The sequence below is a fragment of the Pseudomonas sp. LPB0260 genome, from assembly GCF_013388395.1.
In genome coordinates, this window is the sequence record NZ_CP058247.1 from 80,068 (window position 1) to 93,993 (window position 13,926).

The following is a 13,926-nucleotide window of genomic DNA, read 5'->3' on the forward strand; positions in this document are numbered from 1 at the left end:
GTCTGAGGGGCCTGAAATGCTTGCCGGTGCTGCCGTTGGCCCGGTAACACCCTGTGTTACACTCGCGCCCCGCGCCCGCCAGACCAGCGCCTGTCGAGCGGGCCCGCAGCCACAATGCCGCCTGTCCCAATAGGTCAACAGAGCCTAAGGAAAATCATGACGTTCAAGGCACCGGACAGCCTCGCCGAGCAGATCGCCCAATACCTGGCAGAACGCATCATTCGCGGTGAAATGCAGGCGAACGAGCGCATTCAGGAGCAAAAGGTCACGCAGTCGCTCAACGTCAGTCGCGGCTCGGTGCGCGAGGCCTTGTTGATTCTCGAGCGTCGTCACCTGGTGGTGATTCTGCCGCGCCGCGGCGCCCAGGTCAGCGAGCTGACTCCGCACAGGGTGGTGAGCCTCTATGCCCTGGTCATCGAGCTGTACGCCCTGCTGGCCCGCGCAGTGGCCGATGGCTGGCGTGTGAAAGCGGACCTGGCCCCCTTCGTGGCCATTCAGCAGCGCCTGCTGGACAGCCAGCAGCGCGAGGATATCGACGCCTTCGTCGAGCAAAGTTTCGACGTAATGCGTGCGGCCTATCCGTTCGCGGACAATCCCTACCTGCAGGAAACCGTGGAGAATCTGCTGCCGGCGATCAGCCGCACCTATCATCTGGTGCTGGAACGGCGCAGGGGCGAGATGACCCAGTACCTGGAGACCTTCGCCCAGCTGCTGCAGGCGATCAGCGAGCGCGATCATGCGCGTGCCCGGGAGCTGCTGGTCCGCTACGGCGAGCACAACTGCCAGTTGGTCCTGGCGACCCTGGGAGAGCGCTGAGCCATGCGCCTGAAATGCATCAAGCTGGCGGGCTTCAAGTCGTTCGTCGATCCGACCACGGTCAGCTTCCCGAGCAACATGGCGGCGGTGGTGGGCCCCAACGGCTGCGGCAAGTCCAATATCATCGATGCGGTGCGCTGGGTGATGGGTGAAAGCTCGGCGAAGAACCTGCGCGGCGAATCGATGACCGACGTCATCTTCAACGGCTCCAACACGCGCAAGCCGGTGACCCAGGCCAGCATCGAGCTGATCTTCGACAACTCGGATGGCACCCTGGTCGGCGAATACGCCGGCTACAACGAGATTTCCATCCGCCGCCGGGTGACCCGCGACAGCCAGAACACCTACTTCCTCAACGGCACCAAGTGCCGGCGCCGCGACATCACCGATATCTTCCTCGGCACCGGTCTGGGGCCGCGCAGCTATTCGATCATCGAGCAGGGCATGATCTCCAAGCTGATCGAGGCCAAGCCCGAGGAGCTGCGCAACTTCATCGAGGAGGCCGCCGGCATCTCCAAATACAAGGAGCGCCGCCGCGAGACCGAGAACCGCATTCGCCGCACCCACGAGAACCTGGCGCGCCTGACCGACCTGCGCGAGGAGCTGGAGCGCCAGCTCGAGCGCCTGCATCGCCAGGCCCAGGCCGCGGAGAAGTATCAGCAATACAAGGGCGAGGAGCGCCAGCTCAAGGCCCAGCTCACGGCTCTGCGCTGGCAGGCCTTGAACGAGCAGGTCGGCCAGCGCGAGGCAGTGATCGGCAGCCAGGAGGTCAGCTTCGAAGCGCTGGTGGCCGAGCAGCGCAACGCCGACGCCAGCATCGAACGGCTGCGTGACGGTCACCATGAGTTGAGCGAACGCTTCAATCTGGTGCAGGGGCGCTTCTACTCGGTCGGCGGCGATATCGCCCGGGTCGAGCAGAGCATCCAGCACGGCCAGCAGCGCCTGCGCCAGTTGCAGGACGACCTGCGCGAGGCCGAGCGGGCACGCCAGGAAACCGAATCGCACCTGGGCCACGACCGCACCCTGCTGGCCACCCTGGGCGAAGAGCTGGCGATGCTCGAGCCGGAACAGGAGCTGACCGCCGCCGCCGCCGAGGAAGCCGCCGCCGCGCTGGAGGAGGCCGAGAGCGCCATGCATGGCTGGCAGGAGCAGTGGGATGGCTTCAACCAGCGCAGCGCCGAGCCACGCCGCCAGGCCGAGGTACAACAGTCGCGCATCCAGCAGCTGGAACAGAGCCTTGAGCGTCTGGCCGAACGCCAGCGGCGCCTGGCCGAGGAGCTGCAGCAGCTGGCCGCCGATCCGGAAGATGCGGCGATTATGGAGTTGGGCGAGCAGATCGGCGCCGCCGAGCTGGATCAGGAGCAGCTGCAGGCTGACGAACAGCAACTGGCCGAGCGCCTGCAGCAGCTGCGCGACGAACTGCTGCAAGCCGGCCAGGCGCAGCAGCAGGCCCAGGGCGAGTTGCAACGCCTGAATGGTCGCCTGGCCTCGCTGGAGGCCTTGCAGCAGGCGGCGCTCGACCCGGGGCAGGGCGCCGGCGAATGGTTGCGCGAGCAGCAGTTGAGCGAGCGTCCGCGACTGGCCGAGGGGCTGCGGGTCGAGGCAGGCTGGGAGCTGGCGGTGGAGACCGTGCTCGGCGCTGACCTGCAGGCCGTGCTGCTGGACGATTTCGAGGGGCTGGATTTCACCGGCCTGAGTCAGGGCGAGCTGCGCCTGCTCAGTCCGGGCGCTGGCGCACCAAGGACTGCCGGCAGCCTGCTGGACAAGGTCGAGGCGAGCGTCGACCTGGCGCCCTGGCTGGCTCGGGTGCGTCCGGTGGAGTCCCTCGAGGAGGCCCTGGCCGGCCGCGCGGCGCTGGGCGAGGGCGAAAGCCTGATCAGTCGCGACGGTTATTGGGTCGCGCGGCATTTTCTGCGAGTGCGCCGCGCAGGCGAGGCGGACAGCGGGGTGCTGGCCCGCGGCCAGGAGCTGGAGCGCCTGGCATTGGAGCGCGAAGAGCGCGAAGCGGCCCTGGAGCTGCTCGACGAGCGCCTGCAGGGCCTGCGCGCGGCGCAGCGCCAGCAGGAGGAGCAGCGCGAGCAGCAGCGCCGCCAGTTGCAGGACCGCACCCGCACCCTTGGCGAGCTGAAGGCGCGGCTGTCCGCCAGCCAGGCCAAGGCCGAGCAGTTGACCCTGCGTCGGCGTCGACTCGATGGCGAGCAGGCCGAGCAGGCCGAACAGCGCGAGCTGGAGCAGGAGCAGCTGGGCGAGGCGCGCCTGCAGTTGCAGGAGGCCCTGGAGGCCATGGCCCTGGACAACGAGCAGCGCGAGGGCCTGCTGGCCAGTCGCGATGCCCTGCGCGAGCGACTCGATCGCGTGCGTCAGGAGGCGAGGGCGCACAAGGATCACGCCCACCAGTTGGCGGTGCGCCTCGGTTCGCTGCGGGCCCAGCACGACTCCACCCGTCAGGCCCTGGAACGCCTGGAGTTGCAGGCCGAGCGCCTGCATGAGAAGCGCGAGCAGCTCAGCCTCAACCTGGAGGAGGGCGAGGCGCCGCTGGAGGAACTGCGCCTGAAGCTCGAGGAGCTGCTCGACAGGCGCATGGGCGTGGAGGAAGAGCTCAAGCACGCCCGCCTGGCCTTGGAAGACGCCGACCGCGAGTTGCGTGATGCCGAGAAGCGCCGCAGCCAGGCCGAGCAACAGTCGCAGCTGCTGCGCGGCCAGCTCGAGCAGCAGCGGATGGAGTGGCAGTCGCTGAACGTGCGCCGCAAGGCCCTGCAGGATCAATTGGCCGAAGACCAGTACGACCTGCATGGTGTGCTCGCCAGCCTGCCGCCGGAGGCCAGCGAGCAGGCCTGGGAGGAAGAACTCGAACGGCTGGCGGCGCGCATCCAGCGTCTGGGGCCGATCAACCTGGCGGCCATCGACGAGTACCAGCAGCAGTCCGAGCGCAAGCGCTATCTGGACGCCCAGGACGCCGACCTGGTGGAGGCGCTGGACACCCTGGAGAACGTCATTCGTAAGATCGACAAGGAAACCCGCAACCGCTTCAAGGAGACCTTCGATCAGATCAATGGCGGCCTGCAGGCGCTGTTCCCCAAGGTGTTCGGTGGCGGCAACGCCTACCTGGAGCTCACTGGGGACGACCTGCTGGATACCGGTGTGACCATCATGGCGCGGCCGCCGGGCAAGAAGAACAGCACCATTCACCTGCTGTCGGGGGGCGAGAAGGCGCTGACCGCGCTGGCCCTGGTGTTCGCGATCTTCCAGCTCAACCCGGCGCCGTTCTGCATGCTCGACGAGGTGGATGCACCGCTGGACGACGCCAACGTCGGACGCTACGCCCGCCTGGTCAAGGAAATGTCGGAGAAAGTGCAGTTCATCTATATCACCCACAACAAGATCGCCATGGAAATGGCCGATCAACTGATGGGCGTCACCATGCACGAGCCGGGCTGCTCGCGCCTGGTCGCGGTGGATGTGGAGGAGGCGCTGGCCATGGTGGACGCCTGATTAAGCCGGTACTCGCCAGTCAGGGTCGATACCGTCGGTCACAGGGGTGAAATGCAGTGCCGGCATGGGCTGAGGGCGTTTATAACGGCCTTCTGGCTGTGTAAAGTTGCCTTTCGTCGTGCTAGCTTAATGCGCACTTTTATTGTTCGTGGAAAACGCCTGTCAGAACATGGAGTTGGCGCCACGTTTAAGGTCATCGAAGTAAGGGCCGGATGCCCTTTATTCATCGCAAATTCATTAGGGGTCAGGGTATTTCATGGAATTCGGTCTGCGCGAGTGGCTGATCGTCATCGGTATCATCGTCATCGCTGGCATCTTGTTCGATGGCTGGCGACGCATGCGCGGTGGCAAGGGCAAGTTGAAGTTCAAGCTCGATCGGAGCCTGGTCGGTGGCGTGGATGACGATGGCGATCCCGACCTGCTCGGCCCGCCGCGCGTGGTCGAGCGCCACCAGGAGCCTTCCCTGGACGAGCACGATCTGCCGGCCATGAGCGCCCGCGAGTCGAATCGCCGCCGCTCCGCCGAGCCACGCCAGGGCGACCTGAACCTGGGGCTGGAGGAACCGGTTCCGACCCTGCTCAATCCGGTCGAACAGGACGCCGCCGAAACTCATAACGGCGCCAAGAAAGCGGTGGCCAAAGAGCCGGCCGCGGTGGAAGAGGTGCTGGTGATCAACGTGGTGGCCCGCGATGGCGAGGGCTTCAAGGGGCCGGCCCTGCTGCAGAACATTCTCGAGAGCGGCCTGCGTTTCGGCGAAATGGACATCTTTCATCGCCACGAGAGCATGGCCGGCAACGGCGAGGTGCTGTTCTCCATGGCCAACGCGCTCAAGCCGGGCACGTTCGACCTGGACGATATCGAGGGCTTCAGCACCCGCGCGGTGAGCTTCTTCCTCGGCCTGCCGGGGCCGCGTCACCCGAAACAGGCGTTCGACGTGATGGTCGCCGCCGCGCGCAAGCTGGCCCATGAGCTGAACGGCGAACTTAAGGACGACCAGCGCAGCGTGATGACCTCGCAGACCATCGAGCATTACCGCCAGCGCATCGTCGAGTTCGAGCGCAAGCAGTTGACCAGCAAACGCTAAGTACCAATGGTTTCGCGAAGAAGAGCAGCCCAGGCTGCTCTTTTCGTTTGAGAGATGAATCCATGACCGACACCACCCCATCCGCCAAGAGTGCCGCCGAACGCATCGCCCAGTTGCGCAGCGAACTGGATGAGCACAACTACCGCTACCACGTGCTCGACGAGCCGAGCATTCCGGACGCCGAGTACGACCGCCTTTACCATCAGCTCAAGGCCCTGGAGAGCGAGCATCCGCAGCTGGTCACGCCTGATTCGCCGACGCAGCGGGTCGGCAGCCTGGCGCTGAGCGCCTTCGGCGAGGTCAGGCACGAGGTGCCGATGCTCAGTCTCGGCAACGCCTTCGAGGAAGCCGACCTGCTCGACTTCGACCGCCGCGTGCGTGAGGGCCTGGACTTGCCGGCCGGCGAGCATACCGGGGACCTGTTCGGTGGCGGCGTGGACATCGAGTACAGCTGCGAGCCCAAGCTCGATGGCCTGGCCGTCAGCCTGCTGTACGAGAACGGCCTGCTGGTGCGCGGCGCCACCCGCGGCGACGGCAGCACCGGCGAGGACATCAGCGTCAACGTGCGCACCGTGCGCAACATCCCGCTGCGCCTGCACGGCAGCGGCTGGCCCGCGGTGCTGGAGGTGCGCGGCGAGGTGTTCATGTCCAAGGCCGGCTTCGAGGCGCTTAACGCGCGCCAGCTGGAAAGTGGCGGCAAGACCTTCGCCAACCCGCGCAACGCCGCGGCGGGCAGCCTGCGCCAGCTCGACCCGAAGATCACCGCCAGCCGCCCGCTGGAGCTGTGCGCCTACGGCGTCGGCCGGGTCGAGGGGGAGCTGGCGCAGACCCATATCGGCATTCTCGAGGCGCTGAAGGGCTGGGGCCTGCCGATCAGCCGCGAGCTGAAACTGGCCAGGGGCGCGCAGCAGTGCCTGGACTACTACCGCGATATCGGCGAACGCCGCGAGTCGCTGCCCTATGAAATCGACGGCGTGGTGTTCAAGGTCAACAGCCTGGCCTACCAGCGCGAGCTGGGCTTCCGTGCTCGCGAGCCACGCTGGGCTATCGCGCATAAATTCCCGGCGATGGAGGAGCTGACCGAGCTGCTCGCCGTCGAGTTCCAGGTCGGGCGCACCGGCGCGGTCACCCCGGTGGCGCGGCTGAAGCCGGTGAAGGTGGCCGGCGTCACCGTGTCCAACGCCACCTTGCACAACATGGATGAGGTGGCGCGCCTGGGGGTGATGGTCGGCGATACGGTGATCATCCGCCGCGCTGGCGATGTGATCCCGCAGGTGGTGCAGGTGGTGGCCGAGCGCCGTCCGGCCGGCGCGCAACCGGTGCAGGTTCCGGCGCAGTGCCCGGTCTGCGGCTCCCAGGTCGAGCGCACTCAGCTGATCAAGCGCAGCAAGGGGCGTGAGACCGTCAGCGAAGGCTCGGTGTACCGCTGCGTCGGGCGCCTGGCCTGTGGCGCCCAGCTCAAGCAGGCGATCATCCATTTCGTCTCGCGCCGCGCCATGGATATCGAGGGCCTCGGCGAGAAGAGCGTCGAGCAGCTGGTGGACGAGGGTCTGGTGCGCTCACCGGCCGACCTGTACAACCTGTCGTTCGAGCAGATCGTCGGCCTGGAAGGCTTCGCCGAGCTGTCGAGCAACAACCTGCTGGCGGCCATCGCCGACAGTCGCGCGCCGAGCCTGGCGCGCTTCGTCTATGCCCTGGGCATTCCCGATGTCGGCGAGGAGACCGCCAAGCTGCTGGCCCGCGCCCTCGGATCGCTGGAGCGCATTCAGCAGGCGCTGCCCGAGGTGCTGACCTACCTGCCGGATGTCGGCTTGGAGGTCGCCCACGAGATCCGCAACTTCTTCGACGACAGCCACAACCAGCAGGTTATCCGCGATCTGCTGGCCCGGGGTGTGGCGCCGCAGGAGGAGGGTGGGCTAAGCGCCGAGTTCGCCGCCTGCGCGACCCTGGACGGGTTCATCGACAAACTGAATATCGCCGGCATCGCCGCTACCGGGGCGAAGAAACTGGCCGAGAAGGCTGGCAGTCTCGATGGGGTGATCGCCCTGAGCCAGGACTGGCTGGAACTGAGCGTGATGAAGGGCCTCAACGAGAAGGCCAAGCAGGCGCTGCGCGAATACTTCGCGGTACCGGCCAATGTCGAGCACGCCCGGGCGATCGAAGCCCAGTTGCGCGAATTCGGCATGCACTGGCAGAGCGAGCGCAAGAGCGTCGCAGGACTGCCCCTGGCGGGACAGACCTGGGTGCTGACTGGCACCCTGGAAGTCATGAGCCGCGATGTGGCCAAGGAGAAGCTGGAGAGCCTGGGCGCCAAGGTGGCCGGTTCGGTGTCGGCCAAGACCAGTTGCGTGGTCGCGGGGCCCGGCGCCGGCTCGAAGCTGGCCAAGGCCAGCGAGCTCGGGCTCAGGGTCATGGACGAGCAGGCGTTCTTGACGCTGCTCGAGGAGTATGCCGGCGGGCAATGATGGCTGGGAATAAGCAGTGCGCCGGGGCGTTTCGCCCTGGCCAGGTTCAGGCGCGGATTCCGGGAATCAGACTTTCCAAGGCGGCGGCGGTGGTCTCGTCCAGCTCCACTTCATCTTCGACCTTGTGGGGATGGGCCGCCTGGCGATACTCGCTGGGCGTGCAGCCATTGGCCTGTTTGAAGGCCCGGGCGAAGTAGGAGGGGTCCTTGAAGCCGGCCTCGTAGCCGATGCTGGTAATGGGCATCTGGCTGTTATCGAGCAGCTCCTTGGCCAGGTCCATGCGCTTGTTGAGGATGTAGTCCATAAAGCCCATGCCGATGACTTCCTTGAACAGGCGGCTGAAGCGGAAGGGCGTCATGCCACAGCGTTGCGCCAGGTCCTTCTGGTCGATGCTTTCGCGGAAATGTTGATCGATATGCTGCAGCACCTGGTTCAGCGCCTGGTGCTTCTGGTGCTTGGCGGTCAGGCGGATGCTGTCCGGAAAGGTCGGGTAGCGCTCTACCGATGGCTTCCTGGTACGGCCATTGGCGCCACGGCGAGCCTCGCAAAGCTGGGCCAGGGAGCGCAGGTAGCGGTTCTTCTCCGCTGAGGTAAGGGGCAGCACCATGTATTCCCAGACGCGCGAACGCATCGCCCATACGGCCAGCTCTTCCGAGTGCTGCACGGTGAACATGGTGATGGGGATCGACGGCACGCTGCGCTTGACCTCCAGCAGCAGGTTCAGGCCCAGGGCATCGGGATGGTCGAAGTGCATGCAGATCATGTCCGGCTGCTGTTCGCTGGCCCGCTCGGACAGGCTGGCGGACTTCGCCAGGCGGCACTCGCAGGCAGCACGAAACTGGTCGATAAGCTCCTCAACCGATCGGTCATGAGTCAGATCGAGCCATAACAGCAGTGGTTTTGTCGCCGAGTTAGACATCATTTTCTTAGCTCTGCGCCTGAAATTTTCTTGCGTACTTCTGCTGAAGTATTGTCAGTATGCCAGTACTGTAAAGATCAAAACATAATAAATAGTTCATTCTTATATTCCTCTTAAATCTAATTGACGACTGCATCGTTGTTTGGCGCGGCTTTGCTGCTGGTCGCGGCCTGCTAATAACCTATTGCCGTCCGTCGCATGCGAATCAGTTTCGCAATCATCTAAAGCGTGTTTCTTCGTTTGCGCCGTTCCTCCGCCAGGCAAGCTGGCAGTCGACAGAAATAGAAGAGCGTTGCGCAACCCGCGCAAAAATGTCCTAGGGATTAGCAAAAATCTCCTAACTGCAAATTAGCTGCCTGACTAGGGTTGCAAACAGGCGGGGCAAAAAAGTGCCGCCGTTTCCTGGAAGATCAACTTTCTAGTGAGGTGGGCGAAATGACTTTTGCAGATATCAAAACTTCGGTGATGAAGTTCGTGAAAGATGAGGACGGCCTGACCGTTGTGGAATATGCAGTAGCCGGTGGGCTTATTTCGCTGGCGGTGGTTACAGCCTTTACTACGTTGGGAACAACCGTAGAAGGCGTTATTAACAATATAGAACAAGCATTATAGGTGCGGTCACTCCCGTGCTTGGTGACTTCTAAGGGGCTAAGGAATGCAACGATGCTTATGGAACAGATGTTACCAGCTATCTTGCTAATTGGGCTGCTGAGTATTGCGGTGGCGAGTGACTTACGCCGCCACCGCATCCCCAACTTACTTGTGCTGTCTGGTCTGGTGACAGGGCTGGTCGGCCAGTTTTTATGGGGGGGAGGGGGCGCCTTGGGCGATGGTGTCTTGGGCATGCTGGTCGGATTAGGCATGTTTTTACCGCTCTACGCTCTGGGCGCCATGGCCGCCGGCGACGTCAAACTGATGGCCATGGTCGGCGCCTTTCTAAGCCCGCTAGACGCACTTTGGGCAGCCCTGTTCAGCCTGGTGGCTGGCGGCATATGTGGCCTCCTGATCGTGCTGGTGCGTGGCGAGTTACTGAGAACTTATTCGCGTTATGTATTGATGTTGAGGGCTCGCAGTTACTTTCCTCCGGCTGAAGGGGAAGTGGCCGGTAAACCCTTTCCCTATGCGATCGCGATACTTATTGGAACCCTGGTCAGCCTGCTTTGGCTGTCTACAGGACAATAGCCCTAGGAGGCCCGTCATGTATGCCATCAGCGACAGCGGCGCCTATCCCAGTCAACGCGAGGCGGTGCAACGATTGGCGCCGCAACCGCGTACGGTTCGCGACACCGGTCTGGCGGACAACTTTCTCGGCGATCTGCTGTGCAAGCACTTGCACGACGCCGGCGTGCTGGACCTGGCGCAACTGGTCAAGCGCCTGGCGCTGACCGGCGCCGTGCTGGAGGAAGTGCTCGGCTTTCTGCGCAAGGACGGGCGCGTCGAGGTGCTCGGGCAGACAGGGGGCCAGACGCTGCGCTATGGCCTGACCGAGCGTGGCCGCAGCGCCGCTCGCGACGCCCTGGCGCGCAGTGGCTACATAGGCGCGGCGCCCTTTCCGGTAAGCGCCTATCGCTCCTTGATCAAGCTGCAGACCATTCACCATGGCCGCATTACCTCCCGCGACATGCACAAGGCCTTTGCCGGGGTCGTGCTCTCGGAGGCCATGCTCGATCAACTGGGCGCGGCCATGAACTCCGGCCGCGCCATCATGGTTTACGGGCCGGCCGGTACCGGCAAGACCTACATCAGCAGCCGCCTGATCCGGCTGTTTGCCGAAGCCATCTGGGTGCCTCACGCCATTGCGATCAACGAAGCGGTGGTCGAGATCTACGATCCCCAGGTGCACCAACTGCTCGATGACAAAGAGCAGCAGGGCAGCCTGATGCTCAATGAAGGCATCGACCGGCGCTTGCTGTGCTGCAAGCGCCCGGTGGTGATCACCGGCGGCGAGCTGACCATGGAGCAGCTGGACATTCGCTACGACCCGTTCAGCCGTCAGTACCAGGCACCCTTGCAGCTAAAGGCCAGCAACGGCCTGTTCATCATCGACGACATGGGCCGTCAGCGCATGGCGCCGGCCGAGTTGTTCAACCGCTGGATCGTGCCGATGGAGGAGAAGCGCGACTTTCTCAACCTCGGCGGTGGCCGTCACTGCGAGCTGCCGTTCGACCTCATCCTGCTGTTCTCCACCAATCTCAACCCGCTGGAGCTGGCCGACGAGGCCTTCCTGCGGCGCATCGGCTACAAGCTGCACTTCGACTACCTCAAGCCGCAGGAATACGAGCGCATCTGGCGCCAGGAAACCGAGCGCCTGGGCATCGACTATGACCCGCTGCTGCTGCGCTATGTCCTGCAAGGCTTGTACGAGACCGAGGGCGTGCCGTTGGTGCCGTGCCATCCGCGTGATCTGTTGGGTATGGCGCTGGACCGTCAGCGCTACCTGGACAGTTCCGACCCGCTTTCCCCACGCGAGCTGGAGTGGGCCTGGCAGAACTACTTCGTTCAGCTCGACTTTCTTGGATAAGGAGATACAGACATGAGCTCTCGTACTCTCGGCTTGGTAACGCTTTCCCTGGTTCTCGGCCTGGGCGCCGCCTGGATGGCCAACAACTGGCTGGATGCCCGGCTCAACGCCAGCCCCGATGACAACCTGCAGAACGTGGTGGTCGCCACCACCGAGATCCCGTTCGGGCAGATGGTCGAGCCCCAGCAGGTCACCGTGGTGCGCATGCCCAAGGGCACGGTACCGGACGACTCCTTCGCCGAGCCTGAGATGGTGGTGGGCAAGATCGCCACCTTCAGCATGCTGCGCGGCGACATCCTGCGCGAAGCGCGGCTGGCCGAACACCTGGGCGGCAGCACCCTGGCTTCGCTGATCGAAACGGACAAGCGCGCCGTCACCGTTCGGGTCGACGATGTGGTCGGCGTCGGTGGTTTCCTCCTGCCGGGCAACCGGGTCGATGTGCTGGCCACCAAGCGCGTGGGCAACGGCAACGACTCCGAATCCAAGACCATTCTCGAAGACTTGCGCGTGCTGGCGGTCGATCAGACCGCCAGTACCGACAAGACCCAGCCGGTGGTGGTACGCGCAGTCACCCTGGAAATGACTGGAGAAGAGGCCGAAGTGCTGGTCAAGGCGCAGAGCGAAGGCAAGCTGCAACTGGCCTTGCGCAATCCGCTGGACAACCAGAAGAAGCCGGAACCCACCGTCGCCGCAGTGGAGCCGGTCGCGGCTCCCGCGCCGGCCCCGGCTCCGGTGAAGCGGGTGCTGCGGCGTCGTGCGGAGGGTGGTGGCGTCACCATCATCCGCGGTACCGACGTCAAGGTGACGAAAGTACAGATCTAGTCTCGGACTGCTCAAGCCCAGCTTACTGCGATCGGGCAAGCGACCTGTCAGGCAAGGAGAGGGATATGCAAAGCATTCTAAAAATAGCGTCCATGGCCGCACTGCTGGGCGCCTGGCTGATACCGCTCGCCCAGGTCGAGGCGGCGGAGGTGACGGCCATGCCGGCCGCCAACACCAGCAATATCCAGGTGCCGATCTACAAGTCACGGATCCTGTCCACCCGGGCGGCAGTCAAGAAGGTTTCGGTAGGTAATCCGGAGATCGCCGACATTCTGATCACCAGCCCGACCCAGCTGTATCTGCTCGGTCGTTCCCTGGGCAGCACCAACGTGCTGCTGTGGGATGGACGCAACCGCCTGATCGACAGCCTGGATCTGGAGGTGGTTCACGACCTCGGTGGGCTCAAGAGCAAGCTTCATCAGTTGATGCCCAACGAGCGCATCGAGGTGTTCAGCGCCCAAGGCGCGCTGGTTCTGCGTGGGCAGGTCAGCAGTGCCGTGGCCATGGACACGGCGGTCAAGCTGGCCAAGACCTATACCGCGCAGACCGCCAGTGTGGTGCAGGGCGAGGGCGAGGCCGCGGCGGCCGCGCCGACCCAGTCGCTGGAGGTCATCAACCTGCTCAGCGTCGGTGGCACCCAGCAGGTGATGCTCGAGGTCAAGGTGGCCGAGATGCAGCGCAGCCTGGTCAAGCGCCTTGGCGTGCGCTTCCTGGCCGTCGGTGATTCAGGCAACTGGAGCCTGGGCGGCTTCAACAACAGCGCCTCCCTGGTCGACGGTCTGCTGAGCCCGGACAAGGGCTTCCTGGCCCAATTCACTTCGGCGAGCTTCCTCCTCGATGCGGTGCTCGAGGCGGCCAAGGAGAACGGTTCGGCCAAGGTGCTGGCAGAACCGACCCTGACCACCCTGACCGGGCAGCAGGCCGAGTTCATCTCTGGCGGCGAGTTTCCCATCCCGGTCTCCGACGACGATGGCATCACCATCGAGTACAAGGAATTCGGCGTCGGCGTGAAGTTTCTTCCGGTGGTGCTCGATGCCGAACGCATCAACCTCAAGCTGAACGTCTCGGTGAGCGAACTGGTGGCCGCCAACAGCCTGGTGGTGGATACCGCGGCGGAGGCCGGCGCCTCGTTGCTGGTACCGGCGCTGACCAAGCGCAGTGCGCAGTCCACGGTGGAGCTGGGCAACGGCCAGACCATCGCCATCGCCGGCCTGATCAGCGAGAACACCCGTGACTTCGTCAGCCGCTTCCCCGGTCTGGGCGATATCGCGGTGATCGGCCACCTGTTCCGCAGCCAGGAGTTCATCAACGGTGAAACCGAGCTGGTGATCCTGGTCACTCCGCACCTGGCCAAGCCGGTGGATGCCAGGAGCGTGCGCCTGCCGACCGAAAAATTCGTCGAGCCGGGCGACATGGATTTCTACCTGATGGGCAAGACCAAGGGGCGCCAATTGCATCGTCCGGTGCCCGTCAGCCTTGGCGTCAGCGAAGGCAGTTTCGGCCATGACCTCAACTAGCAGGAGACAGTAACCATGAAAAGCATGATTCCGTTAAGCCTGCTGCTCGCTGCGCTGGCTGGCTGCATGAGCTACGAAGAAGGCCGGGTCGGTACGTTGGGTTACAGCGTCTACCAGACCCAGTACCAGCAGATCGCCGACAAGGAGCGGGCGGCCAACCCGGGTACCGACGTCGCCCAGGCCGGCACCGATGGCCCCCTCACCGAACAGGTGATGGACGGCTACCGCGGGGTGACCGGCGACGCGCAGCAGGTCGGCCAGCCAATCCAGATCAATATCAGCAATTGAGG

At 64.2% G+C, this 13,926-nt stretch carries 11 protein-coding genes; 10 read left to right on the plus strand and 1 reads right to left on the minus strand.

Features of this window, described 5'->3' with window-relative positions; translation table 11 throughout:
• The first annotated feature begins 156 nt into the window (after window positions 1–156).
• From LPB260_RS00335 to ligA, 4 genes are all read left to right on the plus strand, one after another.
• Window positions 157–816 carry a GntR family transcriptional regulator gene (locus tag LPB260_RS00335; RefSeq protein WP_208706671.1) on the plus strand — a complete coding sequence of 220 codons (660 nt, stop codon included), beginning with the start codon at window positions 157–159 and terminating at the stop codon, window positions 814–816.
• 3 nt (window positions 817–819) lie between these two features.
• Window positions 820–4,308 carry a chromosome segregation protein SMC gene (smc, locus tag LPB260_RS00340; protein ID WP_208706672.1) on the plus strand — a complete coding sequence of 1,163 codons (3,489 nt, stop codon included), beginning with the start codon at window positions 820–822 and terminating at the stop codon, window positions 4,306–4,308.
• Window positions 4,309–4,564: 256 nt separating this feature from the next.
• Complete coding sequence (zipA, locus tag LPB260_RS00345; protein ID WP_208706673.1) at window positions 4,565–5,392, plus strand: cell division protein ZipA; 828 nt, start codon at window positions 4,565–4,567, stop codon at window positions 5,390–5,392.
• A gap of 62 nt (window positions 5,393–5,454) precedes the next feature.
• Entirely contained in the window at window positions 5,455–7,857 is a 2,403-nt protein-coding gene (ligA, locus tag LPB260_RS00350) for an NAD-dependent DNA ligase LigA (RefSeq protein WP_208706674.1), read from the plus strand.
• 46 nt (window positions 7,858–7,903) lie between these two features.
• On the opposite strand, the gene LPB260_RS00355 is transcribed toward ligA, so the two are convergent.
• On the minus strand, window positions 7,904–8,779 hold the full coding sequence (locus tag LPB260_RS00355; RefSeq protein ID WP_208706675.1) for a response regulator transcription factor: 876 nt from the start codon (window positions 8,777–8,779) through the stop codon (window positions 7,904–7,906).
• Window positions 8,780–9,211: 432 nt separating this feature from the next.
• Between LPB260_RS00355 and LPB260_RS00360 the strand changes: the two genes are divergently transcribed.
• The 6 genes from LPB260_RS00360 to LPB260_RS00385 all read left to right on the plus strand — a co-directional run bounded on the left by LPB260_RS00360 (window position 9,212) and on the right by LPB260_RS00385 (window position 13,924).
• The gene (locus LPB260_RS00360) at window positions 9,212–9,388 is read left to right on the plus strand and encodes a Flp family type IVb pilin (protein WP_208706676.1); all 177 of its coding nucleotides are present in this window, start codon (window positions 9,212–9,214) and stop codon (window positions 9,386–9,388) included.
• A 51-nt stretch (window positions 9,389–9,439) separates the two neighbouring features.
• Window positions 9,440–9,958, plus strand: a complete 519-nt coding sequence (locus LPB260_RS00365; protein WP_208706677.1) for a prepilin peptidase — start codon at window positions 9,440–9,442, stop codon at window positions 9,956–9,958.
• 16 nt (window positions 9,959–9,974) lie between these two features.
• A complete protein-coding gene (locus LPB260_RS00370; RefSeq protein WP_208706678.1) occupies window positions 9,975–11,297 on the plus strand; it encodes an AAA family ATPase in 1,323 nt (440 codons plus the stop codon).
• Between the two features lie 12 nt (window positions 11,298–11,309).
• Window positions 11,310–12,119, plus strand: coding sequence for a Flp pilus assembly protein CpaB (cpaB, locus tag LPB260_RS00375; protein ID WP_208706679.1), 810 nt, complete (start codon window positions 11,310–11,312; stop codon window positions 12,117–12,119).
• Between the two features lie 65 nt (window positions 12,120–12,184).
• The gene (locus LPB260_RS00380) at window positions 12,185–13,636 is read left to right on the plus strand and encodes a type II and III secretion system protein family protein (protein ID WP_208706680.1); all 1,452 of its coding nucleotides are present in this window, start codon (window positions 12,185–12,187) and stop codon (window positions 13,634–13,636) included.
• 15 nt (window positions 13,637–13,651) lie between these two features.
• The gene (locus LPB260_RS00385; protein ID WP_208706681.1) at window positions 13,652–13,924 is read left to right on the plus strand and encodes a hypothetical protein; all 273 of its coding nucleotides are present in this window, start codon (window positions 13,652–13,654) and stop codon (window positions 13,922–13,924) included.
• Window positions 13,925–13,926 lie beyond the last annotated feature (2 nt).